The following is a 21,114-nucleotide window of genomic DNA, read 5'->3' as shown; positions in this document are numbered from 1 at the left end:
GCGAGGGGGCTTGCCCCCGTTCGGTTGCGAAGCAATCGTAAAACCGGTCAGCAACGTTCTCATTCGAGATCGCGGTGTCTGGTTTCGGGGGCGCTTCGCACCCCAACGGGGGCAAGCCCCCTCGCCACATCTGGTTTCGGGGGCGCTTCGCACCCCAACGGGGGCAAGCCCCCTCACCACAAAAGCTCGTTGCTACAGGTTACAGCGATCTGACGCTGATAATTTCAACGTCGAAGGTCAACGTCTTGCCGGACAGCGGGTGGTTGAAGTCGATGGTCACCTGTTGCTCATCGAACTCTTTTACCACGCCCGGCAATTCAGTATTCGCCGCATCGTTGAAGATCACCAGCAGACCTGGCGACAGGTCCATATCGGTGAACTGCGACCGCGGGATGACCTGCACGTTTTGCGGATTCGGCTGGCCGAATGCGTTTTCCGGGGCAATGGTCAGCGTACGCTTGTCGCCGGCCTTGAAGCCGAACAGCGCCGCTTCGAATCCTGGCAACAGGTTGCCATCACCGACCTTGAAGGTCGCCGGGGCTTTGTCGAAGGTGCTGTCGACGGTGTCGCCGTTCTCCAGGCGCAATGCAAAGTGCAAAGTGACTTCCGTGTTCTGGCGGATGCGTTGCTCAGCCAATACGTGTTCAGTCATGAACGGCTTCTCCGGTCTTTTTACTTTTGAACATGTCCAGCGCCAACATGATTGCACCGACAGTGATCGCACTGTCAGCGAAGTTGAACGCCGGGAAATGCCAGCGGTTCTGCCAGTGCACCAGAATGAAATCGATCACATGGCCATAGGCAATGCGGTCATACAGATTGCCCAGCGCGCCACCGAGGACCAGCGCCAGCGCAACCGCCAGCCAGGTTTCGTTGCGCCCAAGACGCTTCAGCCACACCACCAGCACGCCGCTGACCACTATAGCGATCAGGGCAAACAACCAGCGCTGCCAACCCGAACTGTCCGCCAGGAAGCTGAACGCCGCGCCGGTGTTGTAAGCCAGGGTCCAGCTGAAGTAATCGGGGATTACCACGATCTGCTGATACATCGTCAACGAGCCTTCGAAGTAGAACTTGCTGACCTGGTCAATGACCAGAACCAGCAAGCTCAACCAAAGCCAGCTCAAGCGTCCAAAACGGCCAATGCTGTCAGGCATAGTGACGAACCTCGCCAGCGCCGCTGATGTTGTCAACGCAACGGCCACAGATTTCCGGATGCTCCGGGTTCACGCCGACGTCTTCACGGCAGTGCCAGCAACGGGCGCACTTGGCGAAGGCCGACTTGACGATCTTCAGCTTCAGGCCGCTGACTTCGGTCACCACGGCGTCGGCCGGAGCCTGCACCAATGGTGCAACGCTGGCGGTCGATGTGATCAACACAAAGCGCAGCTCGTTGCTCAGTTTGGCCAGGTCGGCGCTAAGCGCCTCTTCGGCAAACAGAGTCACTTCGGCTTGCAGATTGCCACCGACGGCTTTGGCCGCGCGCTGGATTTCCATTTCCTTGTTGACCGCAACCTTCACCGCCATGATCCGCTCCCAGTAGGCGCGGCCCAGTTCGACGTCGTCCGGCAATTCGGTCAGACCTTCGTACCAGGTGTTGAGCATCACCGATTCGTTACGCTCGCCTGGCAGGTATTCCCACAGCTCGTCGGCAGTGAACGCGAGGATCGGCGCGATCCAGCGCACCAGCGCTTCGGAGATGTGATACAGCGCGGTTTGCGCCGAGCGGCGCGCCTTGCTGTTGGCGCCAGTGGTGTACTGACGGTCCTTGATGATGTCGAGGTAGAAACCACCCAGTTCCTGCACGCAGAAATTGTGGATCTTGGAGTACACGTTCCAGAAGCGGTATTCACCGTAGTGCTCTTGCAACTCGCGTTGCAGCAGCAGTGCGCGGTCCACGGCCCAACGGTCCAGCGCGAGCATTTCTTCAGCCGGCAGCAGGTCGGTGGCCGGGTTGAAACCGGTCAGGTTGGAGAGCAGGAAACGCGCGGTGTTACGAATCCGCCGGTAAGCGTCCGCACTGCGTTGCAGGATCTGGTCAGACACTGCCATTTCGCCCGAGTAATCGGTCGAGGCAACCCACAGACGCATGATGTCGGCGCCCAGGGTGTCATTGACCTTTTGCGGTGCGATCACGTTGCCCAGCGACTTGGACATCTTGCGGCCGGCCTCGTCGACGGTGAAGCCGTGCGTCAGCAGCTCGCGGTACGGCGCGTGGTTGTCGATGGCGCAACCGGTCAGCAGCGACGAATGGAACCAGCCACGGTGTTGGTCCGAGCCTTCCAGATAGAGGTCCGCGCGTGGGCCGCTCTCGTGGCCCATCGGGTGCGAACCGCGCAGGACGTGCCAGTGCGTGGTGCCCGAATCGAACCAGACGTCGAGGGTGTCGCTGATCTTGTCGTACTGCGGCGCTTCGTCACCGAGCAACTCGGCAGCGTCCATCTTGAACCAGGCTTCGATGCCTTCGACTTCGACGCGCTTGGCGACTTCTTCCATCAGCTCGGCAGTACGCGGGTGCAGCTCGCCGCTTTCCTTGTTGAGGAAGAACGGTATCGGCACGCCCCAGTTGCGCTGACGGGAGATGCACCAGTCCGGACGGTTGGCGATCATCGAGTGCAAACGTGCCTGGCCCCAGGCCGGAACGAATTTGGTCTGTTCGATGGCTTTGATCGCCCGCTTGCGCAGGGTCTCGCCGGTAGCAGGCTCTTTGTCCATGCCGATGAACCACTGCGCGGTGGCGCGGTAGATCAGCGGGGTCTTGTGACGCCAGCAATGCATGTAGCTGTGTTCGATGACGGTGGTGTGCATCAGCGCACCCACCTCAGTCAGTTTTTCGACGATGGCCGGGTTGGCTTTCCAGATGAACTGGCCGCCAAAGAACTCCAGCGAGGTGACGTAAACGCCGTTGCTTTGCACCAGATTGAGGATGTCGTCGTTGACCATGCCGTACTTCTTGCAGGTCACGAAGTCGTCCACGCCGTACGCCGGAGCGGAGTGAACCACGCCAGTACCAGCGCCCAGTTCTACGTAGTCGGCCAGATAAACCGGCGACAGGCGATCATAGAACGGGTGACGGAAGTTGATCAGCTCCAGCTCTTTACCGGTGGTAGTCGCGATGACCGAGCCTTCCAGGCTGTAACGGGCCAGGCACGACTCGACCAGCTCTTCCGCGAGCACCAGCAATTTGTCGCCGACATCGACCAGGGCGTAGTTGAATTCCGGGTGGACGTTCAGCGCCTGGTTGGCCGGAATGGTCCACGGGGTGGTGGTCCAGATCACGATCGAAGCGGGTTTGCCCAGCGACGGCAGGCCGAAGGCGGCAGCCAGTTTGGCGTCGTCGGCAATCGGGAAGGCCACGTCGATGGTCGAGGACTTTTTGTTCTCGTATTCGACTTCCGCTTCAGCCAGGGCCGAACCGCAATCGAAGCACCAGTTCACCGGCTTCAGGCCCTTGAAGACGAAACCGCCCTTGACAATTTCGGCCAAGGCGCGGATTTCACCGGCCTCGTTCTTGAAGTCCATGGTCTTGTACGGATTGGCGAAATCGCCCAACACGCCCAGACGGATGAATTCGGACTTCTGCCCTTCGATCTGCTCGGTGGCGTAGGCACGGCACAGTTCGCGGGTCTTGTCTGCGCCCAAGTTCTTGCCGTGGGTGACTTCGACCTTGTGCTCGATCGGCAGGCCGTGGCAGTCCCAGCCCGGAACATAAGGCGCGTCGAAACCCGAAAGGGTTTTCGAGCGGATGATCATGTCCTTGAGAATCTTGTTCAGCGCATGACCGATGTGAATCGTGCCGTTGGCGTACGGAGGACCGTCGTGAAGCACGAACTTCGGACGATCCTTGCCAATTTCGCGCAACTTACCGTACAGGCCAATGCTGTCCCAGCGCTGCAGAATCTGCGGTTCGCGCTGGGGCAGGCCGGCCTTCATTGGGAAGGCGGTGTCCGGAAGGTTTAGCGTGGCTTTATAGTCGGTCATTTAAGGCTCTTCATTAGCGATTGGCGCTAGGTGCGACAGGGCACGGGCGGCGGCGACATCCGCACTGATCGCCGTCTTAAGCGCCTCCAGAGAGGCGAAACGCTGCTCTTCACGCAGCTTATGGTGGAAAACCACCGTCAAACGCCGGTCATACAGATCGCCGGCAAAATCTAAAAGATGCACTTCCAGGTGGGCTTTGCCATCACCTTGAACCGTGGGCCGCACGCCAATATTGGCGACACCGGGCCAGGTCTTGCCGTCGATGACGACATCAACCAGGTACACCCCGGTCAGCGGCACACGACGGCGCTTGAGTTGTATGTTGGCGGTTGGCGTACCCAGTTGGCGCGCCAGTTTCTGACCGTGCAGGACGCGCCCGGTGATTTGAAACGGACGACCCAGCAGCCGTTCGGCCAAAGCAAAATCGGCAGCGGCCAGGGCATTGCGAACCTGGGTGCTGCTGACTCGAATACCGTCCAGCTCAACAGTTTGCGCCGCTTCGACGGTAAAACCCTGCATGACGCCGGCCTGCTGCAGGAATTCGAAATCTCCCACCCGATCGCAACCGAAGCGGAAGTCATCACCGACTTCGAGGTGTTTGACGCCGAGGCCGTCGACCAGAATGGTGTCGACGAATTCGCTGGCGCTGAGTTTGCTCAAGCGCTGGTTGAAGGCCAGGCACAGGACCCGGTCAACCCCTTCGGCGGCCAACAGCTGCAATTTGTCGCGCAGCCGGGCCAGCCGTGCGGGCGCCGTGTCCGGAGCAAAAAACTCCCGAGGCTGCGGCTCGAAAATCACCACGCAGCTGGGTACGCCCAACTCCAGTGCACGCTCACGCAGCCTCGCCAGGATTGCCTGGTGACCACGGTGAACACCGTCAAAGTTGCCAATGGTGGCGACACAGCCCCGATGCTGGGGGCGCAGATTTTGGAGGCCTCGAACCAGCTGCATAACGCGCTTCTTGCTCATAAAGTGGTCGATTATAACCACACCCGGCGGCCGACGACAGGCAACACCGTAACCCAAAGTGATCGAGCCGACAAAACCGTCGGCTCGCTCGTGTTTATTCAGGAAAAAGCCTCAGTTCAGCGCCTTGCGATTAAAGTCGCGCAAACGGAAACCCATCAACAACAACATGCCGAAATAGGCGACCACCCCGGCGGCGACCAGTGCCCCCAGGCGCAGGAACCGTTCGAGCATAGTGCCGTCCCCCCACGCCGGCATGAAATGCATCCCGGCCAGCAATACAGCGGACATTACCGCCACCGCGACCACCAGTTTGGCGCCGAACTTCGCCCAGCCCGGTTGCGGTTGATACATTTGCTGTTTGCGCAGCTGGTAGAACAGCAGTCCGGCGTTCAGGCAGGCACCGGCACTGATCGCCAAGGCCAGACCGGCGTGGGCCAGCGGCCCGACGAGCATCAGGTTGAACAGCTGTGTACACACCAAAGTGAAAATCGCGATCTTGACCGGCGTACGGATGTTTTGTTGCGCATAGAAGCCCGGCGCCAGCACTTTGATTACGATAATGCCGAGCAAGCCGACGGAGTAAGCGATCAGTGCGCGCTGCGTCATGGACGCGTCGAACGCACTGAACTGGCCGTACTGGAACAGGGAAACGGTCAATGGTTCGGCGAGAATCCCCAGCGCCAGCGAGCACGGCAACACCAGCACGAAGCACAGGCGCAGGCCCCAATCGAGAATCCGCGAATATTCGTGACGATCTTTGCTGGCGTAGGTCTTGGCCAGCGTCGGCAGCAGAATCGTGCCCAACGCCACGCCGAGCACACCGGATGGCAACTCCATCAAACGGTCCGCGTAATACATCCACGATACAGAGCCGGCGACCAGGAAAGAGGCAAAAATGGTGTTGATGATCAACGAAATCTGACTCACCGACACTCCGAGAATGGCCGGCAGCATTTGTTTCATGACGCGCCACACGCCGCTGTCGCGCAGGTTAAGCCTTGGCAGCACGAGCATGCCGATCTTTTTCAGGTGCGGCAGCTGGTAGAGCAATTGCGCCAGACCACCGACCAATACTGCCCAGCCCAGAGCCATCACCGGCGGATCGAAGTACGGCGTCAGGAACACCGCGAAGATGATCATGCTGACGTTAAGCAATGTCGGCACGAAGGCTGGCACCGAAAAGCGGTTGTAGGTATTGAGGATCGCCCCGGCCAGCGAAGACAGGGAGATCAGCAATATATAAGGGAAGGTCACTCGCAGGAGATCAGTGGTCAGCTGGAATTTTTCCGGGGTATCGGTAAAGCCCGGGGCCGTCGCCCAAATCACCCAAGGCGCGGCGAGCATCCCCAGTGCAGTCACCAGCGCCAGTACCAGCGTGAGCAGACCCGAAACATAAGCAATGAATGTCCGCGTCGCCTCTTCGCCCTGCTGACTTTTGTATTCAGCCAGGATCGGCACAAAGGCCTGGGAAAAGGCGCCCTCGGCGAAGATCCGTCGCAGCAGATTGGGCAGTTTAAAGGCGATGAAGAAGGCATCCGTCGCCATTCCGGCACCGAATGTACGCGCGATCAGGGTGTCACGGACAAACCCCAGAATCCGGGAGATCATCGTGATAGAGCTGACGGCGGCCAACGATTTGAGCAGATTCATTGAAAGAGTTTGTGCCTGTCGATAAACAGCAGGCGAACTAAGCGCCCACTTATGCGATACTCCGCGCCGCAGCAGCACAGAGCCAAAGCTCGCGAGTTTACAGGTCAAGCGCCGGAAATAAATATCCCGCCTCTTTATACCTACCACTTAGCGGAACGTCTCAACCGCCCTTGACAAGACATCAACTCATCGGCATGATTCGCGGCCTATTTTGTTTGCTATTTCCTAAAAAGTCTTTCGAGGAGCTCGACGGTGGCCAACACACCTTCCGCCAAAAAACGTGCAAAACAGGCTGAGAAGCGTCGCAGCCACAACGCCAGCCTGCGTTCCATGGTCCGTACTTACATCAAGAATGTAATTAAAGCCATTGACGCAAAAGACGCTGAAAAAGCTCAAGCTGCTTACGTTCTGGCCGTGCCAGTTATCGACCGTATGGCCGATAAAGGCATCATCCACAAGAACAAAGCTGCTCGTCATAAGAGCCGCCTGAATGGCCACGTAAAGGCCCTGAACGTTGCCGCTGCTGCCTAAGCGACACGTTCGTTAAAAAACCGACCTCAGGGTCGGTTTTTTATTGCCTGTGATTTGGTGAGATCAATTCAACAATGTGAAAGATTGATTTGGGAGCGCTTCGCGCTCCAACGGGGGCAAGCCCCCTCGCCACATGAGCTCCCTCGCCACAGGACTCACCTCACTACACAAGCCTGCTTTTCACAATTTGCATCTGCGTCAGATTATTGAGCGTGCGGCCAAGGCAAGATCGGGATCGCCGTTACCGCATTCTGCGGACTGCCCTCGATCAAACGATCGCTATAAACCAGATACACCAGCGTGTTGCGCTTCTTGTCGAGGAACCGCACCACCTGCATGGTTTTGAACACCAGCGATGTACGCTCCTTGAATACTTCATCGCCATCCTTCAACTCGCCCTTGAAGTTGATCGGCCCGACCTGACGGCAAGCGATGGACGCCTCCGCACGGTCTTCAGCCAACCCCAGACCGCCCTTCACGCCGCCTGTCTTGGCACGTGACAAATAGCAGGTCACGCCCTCGACCTTCGGATCATCAAACGCCTCGACCACGATGCGGTCATTCGGGCCGACGATCTTGAATACCGTCGATACCTGGCCAATTTCCTCAGCCGAGGCCAGCAGCGGCATCGCCAACAGCAGACCCAACAATCCTTTTGCAACGCGCATTCAAGTATTCCTTCAGACCAGGATCAGGTTATCGCGATGAACCAGTTCCGGTTCCGCCATGTAACCCAACAGACCGACAATCGCCTCAGACGACTGCCCGATGATTTTTTGTGCCTCCAGCGCGCTGTAGTTGGCCAGGCCGCGGGCGATTTCACGCCCGTCCGGTGCGACGCACACCACCATCTCGCCGCGACGGAAACTGCCCTGGACGAGTTTGACGCCCACCGGCAACAAACTCTTGTTGCCCTGAGACAGCGCCGCAACCGCACCCGTATCCAGCACCAGCGTGCCGCGAGTCTGCAGATGCCCGGCCAGCCATTGCTTGCGCGCCGCCAGCATGCCGCGCTCTGGCGACAGCAAGGTGCCGATGCGCTCGCCCGCCTTCAAGCGGTCCAGCACACGCTCGATGCGACCGCCGACGATGATGGTGTGCGCACCGGAACGCGCCGCCAGACGCGCCGCGCGCAACTTGGTCTGCATACCGCCACGCCCCAGCGCCCCACCCGTCCCGCCGGCTACCGCATCCAGCGCCGGATCATCGGCCCGCGCTTCGTAAATGAGGCTGGCGTCGGGATTGTTGCGCGGATCGGCATCAAACATGCCGTCGCGATCCGTGAGAATCACCAGCAAGTCCGCTTCCACCAGGTTAGCCACCAGCGCCGCCAGTGTGTCGTTGTCGCCGAAGCGGATCTCGTCGGTGACCACCGTGTCGTTTTCGTTGATCACCGGGATCACTTTCAACTCGACCAGCGCACGCAGGGTGCTGCGGGCATTCAGGTAGCGCTTGCGGTCGGACAGATCGTCGTGGGTCAGCAAAATTTGCGCAGTGTGCCGGTCATGCTCGGCAAAGCTCGACTCCCAAGCCTGCACCAATCCCATCTGGCCAATGGCAGCGGCTGCCTGCAGCTCGTGCATTGCACTGGGTCGTACGGTCCAACCCAGGCGACTCATGCCCGCCGCCACTGCGCCGGACGACACCAGCACCAGCTCGACGCCCGCCTCATGCAACGCGACCATCTGCTCGACCCAGACGCCCATTGCCGCGCGATCCAGGCCCTTGCCATCCGCTGTCAGCAACGCGCTGCCGATTTTCACGACCCAACGCTGCGCACCTGTCACTTTGCTCCGCATCATCTTCAACCTTAGCTTGAGGGCAGCGCGACCTGGCACTGCCCATGACCTTAATCGTGGCTACTGCTGACCAACGATCGATTTCCAGATACTAAAACGCCGCTCGATTGAGCGGCGTTCAAGTTTATCGCAACGAATCAGTCACGCACGTAAATGATTTCCGGACCGTCTTCGTCATCCACATCTTCTTCGTCCCAGTCATCGTCGCCGATGTCATGGACCGACTTCACGCCGCTGCGACGCAGGGCACGCTGATCGTCCAGCGCCTGCAGCTGAGCGCGGGCTTCGTCTTCGATGCGCTGATCGAGCTCGGCCAGCTCTTCCTTGTAAGCCGGGTCGTTAGCCAGGCGATCAGCACGATCTTCCATGTAGCGCATGATGTCGTGGCACAGACGTTCGGTGCCCAGCTTGGAAATGGCCGAGATAACGTAAACAGGACCGGTCCACTCCAGGCGATCAACAATTTCCTTGACGCGAGCATCGTGCTCTTCTTCAAGGATCTGATCGCACTTGTTCAGCACCAGCCAGCGGTCACGCTCAGCCAGGGACGGGCTGAACTTGGTCAGCTCACTGACGATGATCTCAGCAGCATCCGGAGCGCTTGCGTCATCCAGCGGAGCCATGTCGACGAGGTGCAGCAGCAAACGCGTACGCGACAGATGCTTGAGGAAGCGAATGCCCAGGCCGGCGCCATCGGAAGCACCTTCGATCAGGCCCGGAATGTCGGCGACCACGAAGCTCTTCCAGCGATCAACGCTGACCACGCCCAGGTTTGGTACCAAGGTAGTAAACGGGTAATCGGCGACTTTCGGCTTGGCAGCCGATACCGAACGAATGAAGGTACTTTTACCCGCGTTCGGCAGACCCAGCAGGCCGACGTCAGCCAGCACTTTCATTTCCAGCTTGAGGTCACGCGCCTCGCCCGGCTTACCCGGAGTGGTTTGACGCGGCGCACGGTTGGTACTGGATTTGAAACGGGTGTTACCCAGACCGTGCCAGCCGCCGTGTGCCACCAGCAGGCGCTGGCCAGCCTTGGTCAGGTCGCCGATCACTTCCTGGGTTGCGGAGTCGATCACTGTGGTGCCGACCGGCACGCGCAACACCAACTCTTCACCTTTTTTACCGGTGCAGTCAGTGCTGCCGCCGTTGGAACCACGCTCGGCATCGAAGTGCCGGGTGTAACGGTAGTCGACCAGGGTGTTGAGGTTTTCGTCGGCGACCATATAGACCGATCCGCCATCACCGCCATCACCGCCGTTCGGGCCGCCGTTCTCAATGAATTTTTCGCGACGGAAGCTCATGCAACCGTTGCCGCCGTCACCGGCCTTTACTCGAATGGATACTTCATCAACAAACTTCATAACAAACGCCTCTCGTCATACGGACGAGCCGAGAAAATCTAGACATAAGACTCTTGCAAAAATGAGCGCAGCGACCTCAATCAACGACCGCAAAATCCAGCGCTGGAGCCCATCACAAACAGCTTTGCAAGAGACTCACCCCACAAACGAAAAAGCCCCGTCGCGAGACAGGGCTTTTCCAGCAACTACGCAATTATGCCGCGACGACTTCAGTCTTCGGGACAATGCTCACGTAACGGCGGTTGAAAGCGCCTTTTACTTCGAACTTGATCACGCCGTCGATTTTAGCGAACAGAGTGTGATCTTTGCCCATGCCAACGCCGTAACCGGCGTGGAATTGGGTGCCGCGCTGACGCACGATGATGTTGCCCGGAATGATAACCTGGCCGCCATACATCTTCACGCCAAGGCGTTTGGCTTCTGAGTCGCGACCGTTACGGGTACTACCACCAGCTTTTTTGTGTGCCATGAGTCAATTCTCCTAGTGAGGAATTAGGCTGAAATTAAGCCTGAATACCGGTGATTTTGATCTCGGTGTACCACTGGCGGTGGCCCATACGCTTCATGTGGTGCTTACGACGACGGAACTTGATGATGCGGATTTTATCGTGACGACCTTGCGAGATCACTTCAGCCACAACGGTAGCGCCTGCAACAACTGGAGCGCCGATGTTCACGTCGTCGCCATTGGCGACCAACAGAACGCGATCAAAAGTTACGGATTCGCCGGTAGCGATTTCCAGTTTTTCAATCTTCAGGTATTCACCTGGGGCGACTTTGTACTGCTTGCCACCAGTAACGATTACTGCGTACGACATGGTATTTCTCCGATAATCCTGCTCACCCAGCTCTTTATAAGAAGAGGTATTGGCTGGCATGGCTGCATAAGGCTGGAAGGCCTGTTTGCAATTGCGTAAGGCAGGTGCTGCCCAGGAAGTTCAGGGTGCGCGATTGTACGCAAGCTGCCGGGGTGATGCAAGAGGCCGTCCATCGCGCCTTGACACCCGGGGGCGCGGGTCCTAGCATGCCGCGCAACCCTTCTGGAGCAACTGTCGCTGATGCAACCCCAAGCTTTCTACCGCGCGGTGGCGGACGATTTTAGCGCCGTCGACGGCATCATCAAGAAGCAGCTGACTTCCCGAGTGCCGCTGGTATCGAAAATCGGCGACTACATTACCTCGGCCGGCGGTAAACGCCTGCGTCCTCTATTAGTCCTGCTGTGTGGCAAGGCCCTCGGCCGCGAAGGCGACGACTTGCGTCTGCTGGCCGCGACCATCGAGTTCCTGCACACCGCCACCCTGCTGCATGACGACGTGGTCGACATGTCCGGCATGCGCCGTGGCCGTTCGACTGCCAACGCCATGTGGGGCAACGCGCCAAGCGTGCTGGTTGGCGACTTTCTGTATTCGCGTTCTTTCGAAATGATGGTCGAACTGGGCTCGATGCCGGTGATGAAAATCCTTTCGCAAGCCACCCGCATCATCGCGGAAGGCGAAGTGTTGCAGCTGTCCAAGGTTCGGGACGCCAGCACCACCGAAGAAACCTACATGGAAGTCATCCGCGGCAAGACGGCGATGCTGTTCGAGGCCTCGACCCACAGCGCCGCGGCCCTGTGCGAAGCGACGCCGGAGCAGGCTGAAGCGCTGCGCACCTTCGGCGACCACCTCGGCGTAGCCTTTCAGCTGGTCGACGACCTGCTCGACTACAAGGGCGACGCCGAGACCCTGGGCAAGAACGTCGGTGACGATCTGGCCGAAGGCAAGCCAACCCTGCCGTTGATCTTCACCATGCGTGAAGGCACGCCGGAACAAGCGGCACTAGTGCGCAAGGCGATCCAGAAAGGCGGTATCGAAGACCTGGAAAGCATCCGTGAAGCCGTTGAAGCATCCGGCTCGCTGGAATATACCGCTCAATTGGCCCGTGATTATGTGGCCCGTGCCATCAAATGCCTCGACGCGCTGCCCGCCAGCGAGTATCGCGATGCGTTGGTAGAGCTGAGCGAGTTCGCGGTCGCGCGTACGCACTGACCTGCTCTTTGTAGGAGCCGGCTTGCTGGCGATCCAATCGCCGCGGTGTTCCAGCAATACCGCGGTGATGCAATCGCCAGCAAGCCGGCTCCTACATGCTACAAATCCCTATATAATGTGCGACTTTTAGCGATCCTCAACCCAAGGAGCTTTAGTGAGCACGTTGCCACCCTGCCCGAAATGCAATTCCGAATACACTTACGAAGACGGCGCGCAGCTGATCTGCCCGGAGTGCGCGCATGAGTGGTCTGCCACTGGAGAAGCCGAAGCAGCGTCCGACGACGCCGTGAAGAAAGATTCGGTAGGCAACGTTCTGCAAGATGGCGACACCATCACCGTGATTAAGGACCTCAAGGTCAAAGGCACGTCGCTGGTGGTCAAGGTCGGCACCAAGGTCAAGAATATCCGCCTGTGCGACGGCGATCACGACATTGACTGCAAGATCGACGGCATCGGCCCGATGAAGCTCAAATCCGAATTTGTCAGAAAAGTCTGAACCTGCTGTACGCCATCCCGCGCCCTGCGTGGGATGGTGCCGAGCCCTCCCCCGCATGACTCAATAATCCCTCGCAATAGCCCAACGCCAGCCGATTTGACCTTAAGCAATCTTTACCCACTAAAAATCGCGAATGGCCAATAGGCACTTGCTATTTAATGAATAAGAATTATTCTCATTGAACCCCATTGATGGAGATGAGATTCATGACTTATTTGATCGACGCCTGGCTGGACCGCCCACACCCCTACCTCAGAATCCTTCATCGGGAGACCGGCGAAGTGTGTGCCGTGCTTGAAGAGGAAGCGTTGAACGAGTTGCAGGATCAAGGGGATCTGGACTTCAACGGCTTGAGTTCCAGCGAGCCGGTGGTGCTCAAGGAATTGGTGCGAAATCTGTTTCTGTTCTGTTATGCGCGGGCGTTGCGCCCATCGCATGAATTGCAGCACAAGATCGAGATATGAAAATCACGGCAAAAACTGTGGGAGCCAGCCTGCTGGCGATGGTATCTATGCGGTCTTGAAGAAAAACCGGTCGACCCTATCGCCAGCAGGCTGGCTCCCACATCAGCCCGTCATCGCGACAGGCTCTGAATTACAGAACGTCGAGCAGCTCGACGTCAAACACCAGAACGCTGTGCGGCGGGATGCTGCCAACGCCTTGAGCGCCGTATGCCAGTTCGCTCGGCACGTACAGACGCCATTTGCTGCCGGCGTTCATCAGTTGCAGGGCTTCGGTCCAGCCGGCAATTACGCCGCCAACCGGGAATTCCGCTGGCTGACCACGATCGTAGGAGCTGTCGAACACAGTGCCGTCGATCAGGGTGCCGTGGTAGTGCGTACGCACGGTGTCTTCACGGGAAGGCTTGGCGCCTTCGCCAGCGGCCAGCACTTCAAACTGCAGGCCGGAAGCCAGAGTGGTGATGCCGTCACGCTTGGCGTTTTCAGCCAGGAACGCAAGACCTTCGCCAGCCGCCGCTTCAGCTTTTGCAGCCGCTTCAGCCTGCATGATTTCGCGAATGACCTTGAAGCTGGCGGACATTTCTTCCTGACCCACACGGCTTGGCTTGCCGGCGAACGCGTCGGTCAGACCTGCCAGAATCGCGTCCAGATCAACGCCCGGTGGTGGGTTGTCGCGCAGCTGGTCGCCCAACTGACGGCCAATGCCGTAGCTGACGCGAGTTTCGTCGGTGGACAGATTTACTTCGGACATGACACTGCTCCGCTGTGCGGACGGCCCGGGAACTTGCCGTGCGTGCACAGCGCGTTCCGGAGCGCCCGGAACCAAAAGGGCCAGCAGACTAGCACAGATGCCATCGCGTTGATCAGAGGGCCAGTGTTACCAGGTAGACCGGAAGGCGATTGGCAATTTCAGGCTCTCTCCCGCACTGGCGCCCAGCCCGCACATTTCGTCATGCACCGAGGTGTGCACCAGATTGAATTGCACTTTGGGGCACGCATGCAGCACTTGCCGTGCGTGCTCGACCGAACGCAGGTGAAACGCCTTGCCACGGTCATCGCTCAATGGATACGCCGCACCGTGCATGCGCGCCTCCAGCAAGTAGATCCCACCTTCCATCGAGATCAGATTCAGTTCATCGACCTTGCCGGCGATGGCATACGCATTCAACTCTTGCAGGTTCATCAAAACACCCCACGCTGTCGCGAGACCGTATCCTTACAGGGATAGGCTTTGACGCATCAAAGCACAAGCGGCAAACAACGCCGCTCGTCTGGTTGCACTGGCTCGCCGCGACGGTGCCGCAGGGTCAGTGCTTGGTCAGCTTGTCCAGGTAACCCATGGCGAACGCCGACACCACGAACGTCATATGAATGATCACATACCACTTCAAATGCTCGGGATCGACATTCTTGGCGTCCATGAAAATCCGTAGCAAGTGAATCGAAGATATCGCCACGATGGACGCCGCGACTTTCATCTTTAACGAAGATGAATCCATGGTACCCAGCCAGTTGAGCTTTTCCTTGCTGTCGTCGATATCCAGCTGCGAAACGAAGTTTTCGTAACCGGAAATCATCACCATCACCAGAAGACCACCCACCAGCGCCATGTCGATCAGCGACAGCAGCACCAGAATCAGCTCGGATTCGGCCATGGCGAAGACGTTGGGAATGACGTGGAAAACTTCCTGAAAAAATTTCAGCGCCAGGGCCAACAGGCCGAGAGACAGGCCAAAGTAGATCGGCGCCAGCAGCCAGCGGGAGGCGTACATTGCGTTTTCGATAAAGCGTTCCATTGAATCTCACACATTGGGCTGGAAATGGCCGCGAGTATAGCAGTCACCTGCCGGTCCCCAGAAGCAGCCGGAAACAAGCGCAAAATCCGTTGCCTGCGAGTGTGTGACGAAGTCTTTCTGCTAGTGTCCCACTCACTGACACTTCAGCGATATCGGACAGGAAAACTGGAAAATGGATGTGCGATTGCCTTTAACGAGCGCCGGAATCTGCATGGCGCTGCTGATGAGCGGCTGCTCGCCCAGCGATGAAAAACGTCAGGTCAGCCTCGACGAGAAAACCGTGCAGTTCGAACAGTCGGTGAATGCGATAGAGGATCCACAGCTGCGGACGGCCGTGGCCGAACTCGGCAGTTCGTTGATACTGCTCGAACGCGCGCAACTCAAGCTCGACAGCAAACCGCTGGAAACCGAGTACAGCGAAGACGTCCTCGCTGTCCTCAAGCACTACCCGACGCCGCAAGCGCTGGTCGACACCTTCATCAACGGCCTGTTCGTGCTGCACAAGGATTCCAGTTCCGACTACCTCACAGACCTGCAGCCGGTATTCCCTTTCAGCTTCAACATTCCGGACACCTTTCTGTTTCCCCACGGTCTGGAATGGCAGTCGGTGATTCTCAGCGACAGACGCGTTATCCCGTTCCAGCCGGAGTGGTCGGAAACCGATCCCGGCATCCAGCTCAGCCCGTCCAGTTCGAACCTGACCAATCCGGATGACCTGACGGTGACCTACCCCTTCATCGATGGCCTGGACGTGGACAACAAAAACCAGCCACAGCCGATAAGTCTGCAAGGCAAAGTGGAAGTGATCGCACCGCGTCGTCTCTACAGCTTCGACCTGAGTAAAAAGGATGTCGGCCAGACCCGTAACAACGACAACCTCAGCGTCACGCTGCTGAAACTGGAAAACAATTACGCCGAAATAGAATTTCACAACAGCTTGCCGCTGGCGGCCGAAGTGGCCGAGACGCCGCTCAATCCGCTGATCGTTCAGGCCAAGGACAACACCGGGCAATTTCTCGCACGTTCTGGCGCGATCAATGAAACCCCGGCGCAAATCGCCTTCTACGAAAAACAATTGGCAAAACTGCAGGCGCAGAAAACCTGGAGCGACACGCTGGCAACCCAGTTGAAGGAAGAGCAACGGGCCTTTGACCAACAACAGGACAAGCAATACACGAGGGTTTATTTCAACGGGCCGATTGAAACCCTTGAAGTCAGTTTGCTGGATTTCTCGACGGCCACCGTGACGCGCAAAGACCTCGACCTGCCGGTGCGACGCTTCGACCCGCACACCACGCAAAAAACCGTTGCGCCATTGGCACTGCCGGTGGTGGTCTACGACGATCAGGCCCCAACCTGGCTTAAAGGCGCGGCGCTAAATGAGGAGCAACTGAAAAAGGGCGTGAGCATTCGCCAATCCGTGGAAGATCCGAGCGCGGCGACCATTGAATTCAGCCATCCGAAAAGCTTCAACGATGAGTTGTTGGGGACTGCCCTCAACCCCGGTGAAAGCCCGGTGACGTTCTTTACCGGCGATGGCTCCGGCAAGCGCGATGAACCCATTGAATTGCCACCGCAAGCCTATGAAGTCGACGCGCTGGGCGGCACCATCACCTACGACCTTAATCTTTTCCCGGAGACGCCGGCATTCGCCGTCGGTTCCTTTCCGTTGTTCCTGGCCACGGTCGCCAAGCAAACACTCAGCATCGATCAATTGCCCCAGGGTCTGGAGGTTCGCGACAACGCACTGGTGGTTGATCGCACAGTATTCCCGGCGCAGGAATGGCGTTTTTTCGCCAAGGATGACAGCGGCAATTACCTGAAGGAGATTCTTGCGGTCAGTCACGACGCGAGCGCAGAAGGCCCGGCAGTGATGGGCGTACAGTACTTCTACGGCAAGCCGACCCGAGTGGAAAGCTACCAGCGAACCGACCTCACCACCGTGCAGTACGGCTTTGAGCTGAAACTTGACGAGGCTGATCTGAGCAGCCTCGATCCCTGACGCATTTACAGCGAAGGCCTGGTTCCACGACAACGCCCGCCGTTGATTTCCCGCAGTTGCGCCTGCAGGTGCAGGCTCCAGATCTGCGGATCATCGGCCAGTTCGTAGCCGTGCAGGGTCAGGCTTTCAACGATGGTGTCGAGAATGGATTCGGCGGCGAACGGCCCGTGAAAAGGCCCTTGGGCTTTGATCGCAGACGGTTGCTCGCCGGCCATTCCGGCGGCGAACAGCAACGTCCACATGCCCGTATCCCCCGCCAGAGGGCGGATGGCACATTCGATCCGGGTCACAAGACCCAGGCATTGACGGGTGAGGCAGAGGTTGCGCGACATGGCGGCGACCCTCGATAGATCCGGTATTCAGCTCCCACATAGGAGCTGTCTCGATCCAGTGATACTGTCGATATCCTTGTGCTGAGAATAGAAGAAAAGTCTGCTCGGGACGCCACTTGAGACCAGAAGGCGCCGAATGGTCATTGTGTGAATCTTGACGCCAGAGTGATGGCACTTTCACCACCAGTCATGGAATCAAATGTGGGAGCGAGCCTGCTCGCGAAAGCAGTATGTCAGGCGAACTTTATATCGACTGACCCCCCCATTCGCGAGCAGGCTCGCTCCCACAAGTGGCCGATTTTCAGGCCGGTTTGGCTTCGACGAGCGCCTCCAGCGCGATCTCCTTTTCCGCTTCCTTGAGATCCTCTTCGCTGATCATTTCCGCGATCACTCGCAAGCGCTCCACGACTCGGGCATTGACGCTGCCTTCCGGAAATTCGCCATTCTCATCCGGCGCACCGGCGGGCTCGCCGACCAGCAGGCTCAATGCCTCATCCGCCTGACGCACCGCGTACACGTGGAACTGCCCCGCGCGCACGGCCGCCAGCACTTTCTCATCAAGCATCAGGGTCGCCACGTTCGCCTGGGGAATAATCGCCCCTTGCTCACCGGTCAGCCCGCGCGCTTCACAGAGGCGGAAGAAGCCTTCGATTTTTTCGTTGACCCCGCCCACCGCCTGCACTTCACCGAACTGGTTGATCGAACCGGTAATCGCGAAGCACTGTTTGAGCGGCGTTTTCGACAACGCTGAAATCAGCGTACACGCCTCGCCCAGCGACGCACTGTCGCCATCGACGTAACCGTAAGACTGCTCCAGCGCGATGCTAGCGGAAATCGCCAAGGGGAATTCCTGGGCATAACGGCTGCCCAGATACCCGGTAAGAATCATCACGCCCTTAGAGTGGATCGGCTGACCGAGGTTGACCTCTCGCTCGATGTCGACGATGCCGCTGCCGCCCGGGTACACCGTGGCGGAAATCCGCGCCGGCACACCGAACGCCGAGTCGCCGACTTCCAGCACCGTCAGCCCGTTGCACTTGCCCACGGCCGCGCCATCGGTGTCGATCAGGATGATCCCGGCCAGCATGTCATCGAGAATCCGCGCCGAGACTCGCCCGGTGCGCGTGGCCTTGGCCTTGAGAGCCCGTTCGATATGTCCGGCATCGGTCATTTCATCGCTGGCCAGGTGACGGATGAAATCCGCTTCGCTGACCAGTTGAAACAGATCGCCAATGCGCGCCGACAGACGTCCCTGGTGCTCGGCCAGACGGGCGCTGTAAGTGGCCAGACGCGCTACCGCATCGGCGGTCAGCGGCGCCATGCCCTCCTCGGAAGTGCGGGTCTTGAGCAGTTGAGCGAATTGTTCAAGGCTCTCGTCGACCATCGGGATGTCTTCATCGAAGTCGACCAGAACGCGGAACATCTCCTGGAAGTCCGGATCGAGATCCTGCAGCGTGTAATACAACTGGCGGGCGCCAATGATGACGACTTTGACCTGAAGCGGAATGTTCTGCGGGGTCAGGGTCACGGTGGCCAGACGACCCAGTTCACCGAGCGGCGATTCCATTTTCAGCTTGCGTGATTGCAGGGCACGCTTGAGCGCGTCCCACACGAACGGCTCGCTGAGCATTTTTTCCGCTTCGAGAATCAGAAAGCCACCGTTGGCCCGATGCAAGGCACCCGGTCGCAGCTGCCGATAGGTCGTGTAGAGAGCGCCCTGATCGGTGCTGTATTCAATGCGGCCGAACAGGTTTTCGTACGTAGGATGCGGCTCAAACACCACCGGCGCACCGCCGCTGGCCGAATGACCGACCACCAGGCTCGGCGCGTACTGCTCTTCGAGCATCTTGCGCGCGACGGCATCCGGCTTGCTGTCATCGACCAGTTGCTCGACCACCGTCTTCAGCAGATAAACCTGCATGGCCTGCAAGTAACCGCACACCGCGGCGTTCTCGGCGTACTTTTCCGACAGCGGGGACAGCAATGGCTGCAACGCCAGGGTGATGGTTTCTTCGTTGAGGTGGCGAAGTTGATTGCTCGACTCGCGCTTCCACTGCGGCAGGCTGGCGAGTTCCTCGTTCAGACGCTCCTCAAGGCCGGAGATATCGTCGTGAAAGCGCTCCCGATCGGCTTCCGGCAACTGCGCAAACTCGGCTTCGTCCAGCGCTTTGCCTTCGGCCATCGGCGTGAACGCGATGTTGCTGGCGTCGCGATACAGCGCGACGTCTTTCTCCAGCGCCAGGCGCTCGATGATGTCCAGGGCCTTGTCGTAGCGCTGATTGAAGGCGCGGTCTATGGCGCTTTTTTTCTGCTGGTAGGACGGATGCTCGAACACCGCCGGAAACGTCGCCAGCAGGTTGTCGATCAGACCGTTGATGTCTCCGATGAAAGCGCCAGCCGTACCCGAAGGCAATTCCAGGGCGCGAGGCTCGCGGGGCTCATCGAAATTGTTGACATAAACCCAGTCTGCGGGGGTCTGCAGGCGTTTGCCTTCGGCCTTCAGATAGCGTTTGACGAACGAGAAGCGGCCAGTGCCGGGCTCGCCCATGACGAATACGTTGTAACCGGGGCGTGGCATGGCCACACCGAACTGCAAGGCTTCGACCGCACGTTCCTGGCCAAGCACACCGCGGAAGGGCTCCAGATCATTGGTGGTAGAGAAGCTGAACTGTTCAGCGGAAAACGGACGGGTCAGCGCTTCGGGCGCTAGACGCAAGCTGGCAGCAACAGGATCAGGCATCGGGCTTCCTTACATCAGGCGGGGCAGATAGCGGCATTCTGGCGCTGCCTATACCTCACTGGCAAGGCGCGCCTTTTGTCAGAGCATAGCTAAACGCGCATCGCCCGGCAGACCGGGGGTTAAACAATGCTCTCAACGAATGTTTCGTAAAAAGTCACGGAACCCTTGGAACGTGCCTAAACTCCAAATTGCGCGGCTGGAACAATAACCGGCCCACTGGCGCCAGATCGGGCCAGACCCTTGTCCATTGGTATGCACATAAAGAGAACAAAGCTATGAAACGGATTCTTCTCGGTACTCTCTTCACCGCTGTATCCATCAACGCCATGGCTCAAGCGCCAGGCGGCCCGGATTGCGGTTGGGGCAACATGCTGTTCGAAGGTCAGCGTGGCACTCCGGCTCACTTCCTGGCATCCACCACTAACGGCACTTCCGGCAACGCAACGTTCGGTATGACTTCGGGTACCAACGGTTGCTCGACAAATGCGTCGCTGACCTACGGCGGCAAATCCTGGCTGGCCATGAATGGCATGATGAACGAGCTGTCCGAAGACATGGCTAAAGGTCAGGGCGAAGCGCTGACTACTTATGCCGTGGTACTGGGCGTGGCGCCGGAAGACCGTGCGCACTTCGCCGCTGTGACTCACGAGCACTTCCAGCAGATCTTCAGCAAAGCTGACGTGACCGCTGAAGACGTGCATACCAATACTGTGTCCGTTCTGAAGAACGATGCTCGTCTGGCCAAGTACGCCACTCAAGCATAAGCTCGACCGCCCGCTCCTTTCGGGGAGCGGGTTTTGTTTTTTGGACCTGCCCTCTTTCGTGAATCGTGCCTGTAGGAGCCGGCTTGCTGGCGATGGCATCACCGCGGTCATTCAAAAGCAGCGTGTCGATGCCATCGCCAGCAAGCCGGCTCCTACGGGAACGGATTGCCTTACGGGTCTTTATCTTTTCCGACTTAAGTTGCCC

General features: G+C 58.6%; 21 protein-coding genes. 6 read left to right on the top strand and 15 right to left on the bottom strand.

Annotated features, from left to right (window positions below; genetic code table 11):
• Positions 1-199: 199 nt before the first annotated feature.
• The 5 genes from fkpB to murJ all read right to left on the bottom strand — a co-directional run bounded on the left by fkpB (position 200) and on the right by murJ (position 6,600).
• Positions 200-637 (bottom strand): FKBP-type peptidyl-prolyl cis-trans isomerase, encoded by a 438-nt coding sequence (gene fkpB / locus DU29_RS0127700; protein WP_177326990.1) that lies wholly within the window; start codon positions 635-637, stop codon positions 200-202.
• A 7-nt stretch (positions 638-644) separates the two neighbouring features.
• Positions 645-1,157 (bottom strand): signal peptidase II, encoded by a 513-nt coding sequence (lspA, locus tag DU29_RS0127695; protein WP_028624618.1) that lies wholly within the window; start codon positions 1,155-1,157, stop codon positions 645-647.
• Positions 1,150-3,981, bottom strand: a complete 2,832-nt coding sequence (gene ileS, locus DU29_RS0127690) for an isoleucine--tRNA ligase (protein ID WP_028624617.1) — start codon at positions 3,979-3,981, stop codon at positions 1,150-1,152. The genes lspA and ileS overlap by 8 nt, the downstream gene beginning before the upstream one ends.
• Positions 3,982-4,932 carry a bifunctional riboflavin kinase/FAD synthetase gene (gene ribF, locus DU29_RS0127685; RefSeq protein WP_028624616.1) on the bottom strand — a complete coding sequence of 317 codons (951 nt, stop codon included), beginning with the start codon at positions 4,930-4,932 and terminating at the stop codon, positions 3,982-3,984.
• 129 nt (positions 4,933-5,061) lie between these two features.
• Positions 5,062-6,600, bottom strand: coding sequence for a murein biosynthesis integral membrane protein MurJ (gene murJ / locus DU29_RS0127680; RefSeq protein ID WP_028624615.1), 1,539 nt, complete (start codon positions 6,598-6,600; stop codon positions 5,062-5,064).
• Between the two features lie 252 nt (positions 6,601-6,852).
• Between murJ and rpsT the strand changes: the two genes are divergently transcribed.
• Complete coding sequence (gene rpsT / locus DU29_RS0127675) at positions 6,853-7,131, top strand: 30S ribosomal protein S20 (RefSeq protein ID WP_028624614.1); 279 nt, start codon at positions 6,853-6,855, stop codon at positions 7,129-7,131.
• A gap of 203 nt (positions 7,132-7,334) precedes the next feature.
• Here rpsT and DU29_RS0127670 read toward each other — a convergent pair whose 3' ends face one another.
• The 5 genes from DU29_RS0127670 to rplU form a co-directional block, all read right to left on the bottom strand.
• Complete coding sequence (locus DU29_RS0127670) at positions 7,335-7,799, bottom strand: CreA family protein (RefSeq protein WP_028624613.1); 465 nt, start codon at positions 7,797-7,799, stop codon at positions 7,335-7,337.
• 12 nt (positions 7,800-7,811) lie between these two features.
• Positions 7,812-8,930, bottom strand: a complete 1,119-nt coding sequence (gene proB, locus DU29_RS0127665) for a glutamate 5-kinase (protein WP_028624612.1) — start codon at positions 8,928-8,930, stop codon at positions 7,812-7,814.
• Positions 8,931-9,067: 137 nt separating this feature from the next.
• The gene (gene cgtA, locus DU29_RS0127660; RefSeq protein ID WP_028624611.1) at positions 9,068-10,291 is read right to left on the bottom strand and encodes an Obg family GTPase CgtA; all 1,224 of its coding nucleotides are present in this window, start codon (positions 10,289-10,291) and stop codon (positions 9,068-9,070) included.
• Positions 10,292-10,484: 193 nt separating this feature from the next.
• Positions 10,485-10,760, bottom strand: a complete 276-nt coding sequence (rpmA, locus tag DU29_RS0127655; protein WP_003215862.1) for a 50S ribosomal protein L27 — start codon at positions 10,758-10,760, stop codon at positions 10,485-10,487.
• A 34-nt stretch (positions 10,761-10,794) separates the two neighbouring features.
• Positions 10,795-11,109, bottom strand: a complete 315-nt coding sequence (gene rplU, locus DU29_RS0127650) for a 50S ribosomal protein L21 (RefSeq protein WP_003230856.1) — start codon at positions 11,107-11,109, stop codon at positions 10,795-10,797.
• A gap of 240 nt (positions 11,110-11,349) precedes the next feature.
• Here rplU and DU29_RS0127645 point away from each other — a divergent pair, with 240 nt between their 5' ends.
• The 3 genes from DU29_RS0127645 to DU29_RS0127635 all read left to right on the top strand — a co-directional run bounded on the left by DU29_RS0127645 (position 11,350) and on the right by DU29_RS0127635 (position 13,278).
• Positions 11,350-12,318, top strand: coding sequence for a polyprenyl synthetase family protein (locus tag DU29_RS0127645; protein ID WP_028624610.1), 969 nt, complete (start codon positions 11,350-11,352; stop codon positions 12,316-12,318).
• A gap of 154 nt (positions 12,319-12,472) precedes the next feature.
• Positions 12,473-12,814, top strand: a complete 342-nt coding sequence (locus DU29_RS0127640) for a zinc ribbon domain-containing protein YjdM (protein WP_028624609.1) — start codon at positions 12,473-12,475, stop codon at positions 12,812-12,814.
• A 206-nt stretch (positions 12,815-13,020) separates the two neighbouring features.
• Positions 13,021-13,278, top strand: coding sequence for a PA4570 family protein (locus tag DU29_RS0127635; protein ID WP_028624608.1), 258 nt, complete (start codon positions 13,021-13,023; stop codon positions 13,276-13,278).
• 130 nt (positions 13,279-13,408) lie between these two features.
• On the opposite strand, the gene DU29_RS0127630 is transcribed toward DU29_RS0127635, so the two are convergent.
• The 3 genes from DU29_RS0127630 to DU29_RS0127620 form a co-directional block, all read right to left on the bottom strand.
• Positions 13,409-14,026, bottom strand: coding sequence for an FKBP-type peptidyl-prolyl cis-trans isomerase (locus DU29_RS0127630; protein ID WP_028624607.1), 618 nt, complete (start codon positions 14,024-14,026; stop codon positions 13,409-13,411).
• Between the two features lie 126 nt (positions 14,027-14,152).
• Positions 14,153-14,458: a DUF6482 family protein gene (locus DU29_RS0127625; RefSeq protein WP_028624606.1), complete on the bottom strand. Its 306-nt coding sequence runs from the start codon at positions 14,456-14,458 to the stop codon at positions 14,153-14,155.
• A 124-nt stretch (positions 14,459-14,582) separates the two neighbouring features.
• A complete protein-coding gene (locus DU29_RS0127620; RefSeq protein ID WP_028624605.1) occupies positions 14,583-15,071 on the bottom strand; it encodes a TIGR00645 family protein in 489 nt (162 codons plus the stop codon).
• A 172-nt stretch (positions 15,072-15,243) separates the two neighbouring features.
• On the opposite strand from DU29_RS0127620, the gene DU29_RS0127615 reads away from it, so the two are divergent.
• Positions 15,244-17,073: a hypothetical protein gene (locus DU29_RS0127615; protein WP_028624604.1), complete on the top strand. Its 1,830-nt coding sequence runs from the start codon at positions 15,244-15,246 to the stop codon at positions 17,071-17,073.
• Between the two features lie 5 nt (positions 17,074-17,078).
• Here the strand turns inward: DU29_RS0127615 and DU29_RS0127610 are convergent, their stop codons facing one another.
• Complete coding sequence (locus DU29_RS0127610; RefSeq protein WP_028624603.1) at positions 17,079-17,405, bottom strand: PA4575 family protein; 327 nt, start codon at positions 17,403-17,405, stop codon at positions 17,079-17,081.
• 301 nt (positions 17,406-17,706) lie between these two features.
• A complete protein-coding gene (locus DU29_RS0127605) occupies positions 17,707-20,145 on the bottom strand; it encodes a Lon protease family protein (protein WP_028624602.1) in 2,439 nt (812 codons plus the stop codon).
• Between the two features lie 275 nt (positions 20,146-20,420).
• On the opposite strand from DU29_RS0127605, the gene DU29_RS0127600 reads away from it, so the two are divergent.
• On the top strand, positions 20,421-20,909 hold the full coding sequence (locus DU29_RS0127600) for a DUF3015 domain-containing protein (protein WP_028624601.1): 489 nt from the start codon (positions 20,421-20,423) through the stop codon (positions 20,907-20,909).
• Positions 20,910-21,114: the final 205 nt, after the last annotated feature.

It is taken from the genome of Pseudomonas sp. Ant30-3 (genome assembly GCF_000690905.1).
Taxonomy (GTDB): domain Bacteria; phylum Pseudomonadota; class Gammaproteobacteria; order Pseudomonadales; family Pseudomonadaceae; genus Aquipseudomonas.
Note: the sequence above shows the minus strand (reverse complement) of the source record. Positions and strands in the feature narration are given on the sequence as shown.

Coding starts and splice junctions, on each gene's coding strand:
- lspA (WP_028624618.1), bottom strand. CDS start 1,157: ATGCCTGACAGCATTGGCCGTTTTGGACGCTTGAGCTGGCTTTGGTTG.
- ileS (WP_028624617.1), bottom strand. CDS start 3,981: ATGACCGACTATAAAGCCACGCTAAACCTTCCGGACACCGCCTTCCCA.
- ribF (WP_028624616.1), bottom strand. CDS start 4,932: ATGCAGCTGGTTCGAGGCCTCCAAAATCTGCGCCCCCAGCATCGGGGC.
- murJ (WP_028624615.1), bottom strand. CDS start 6,600: ATGAATCTGCTCAAATCGTTGGCCGCCGTCAGCTCTATCACGATGATC.
- DU29_RS0127670 (WP_028624613.1), bottom strand. CDS start 7,799: ATGCGCGTTGCAAAAGGATTGTTGGGTCTGCTGTTGGCGATGCCGCTG.
- proB (WP_028624612.1), bottom strand. CDS start 8,930: ATGCGGAGCAAAGTGACAGGTGCGCAGCGTTGGGTCGTGAAAATCGGC.
- cgtA (WP_028624611.1), bottom strand. CDS start 10,291: ATGAAGTTTGTTGATGAAGTATCCATTCGAGTAAAGGCCGGTGACGGC.
- rpmA (WP_003215862.1), bottom strand. CDS start 10,760: ATGGCACACAAAAAAGCTGGTGGTAGTACCCGTAACGGTCGCGACTCA.
- rplU (WP_003230856.1), bottom strand. CDS start 11,109: ATGTCGTACGCAGTAATCGTTACTGGTGGCAAGCAGTACAAAGTCGCC.
- DU29_RS0127645 (WP_028624610.1), top strand. CDS start 11,350: ATGCAACCCCAAGCTTTCTACCGCGCGGTGGCGGACGATTTTAGCGCC.
- DU29_RS0127635 (WP_028624608.1), top strand. CDS start 13,021: ATGACTTATTTGATCGACGCCTGGCTGGACCGCCCACACCCCTACCTC.
- DU29_RS0127630 (WP_028624607.1), bottom strand. CDS start 14,026: ATGTCCGAAGTAAATCTGTCCACCGACGAAACTCGCGTCAGCTACGGC.
- DU29_RS0127625 (WP_028624606.1), bottom strand. CDS start 14,458: ATGAACCTGCAAGAGTTGAATGCGTATGCCATCGCCGGCAAGGTCGAT.
- DU29_RS0127620 (WP_028624605.1), bottom strand. CDS start 15,071: ATGGAACGCTTTATCGAAAACGCAATGTACGCCTCCCGCTGGCTGCTG.
- DU29_RS0127615 (WP_028624604.1), top strand. CDS start 15,244: ATGGATGTGCGATTGCCTTTAACGAGCGCCGGAATCTGCATGGCGCTG.
- DU29_RS0127610 (WP_028624603.1), bottom strand. CDS start 17,405: ATGTCGCGCAACCTCTGCCTCACCCGTCAATGCCTGGGTCTTGTGACC.
- DU29_RS0127605 (WP_028624602.1), bottom strand. CDS start 20,145: ATGCCTGATCCTGTTGCTGCCAGCTTGCGTCTAGCGCCCGAAGCGCTG.
- DU29_RS0127600 (WP_028624601.1), top strand. CDS start 20,421: ATGAAACGGATTCTTCTCGGTACTCTCTTCACCGCTGTATCCATCAAC.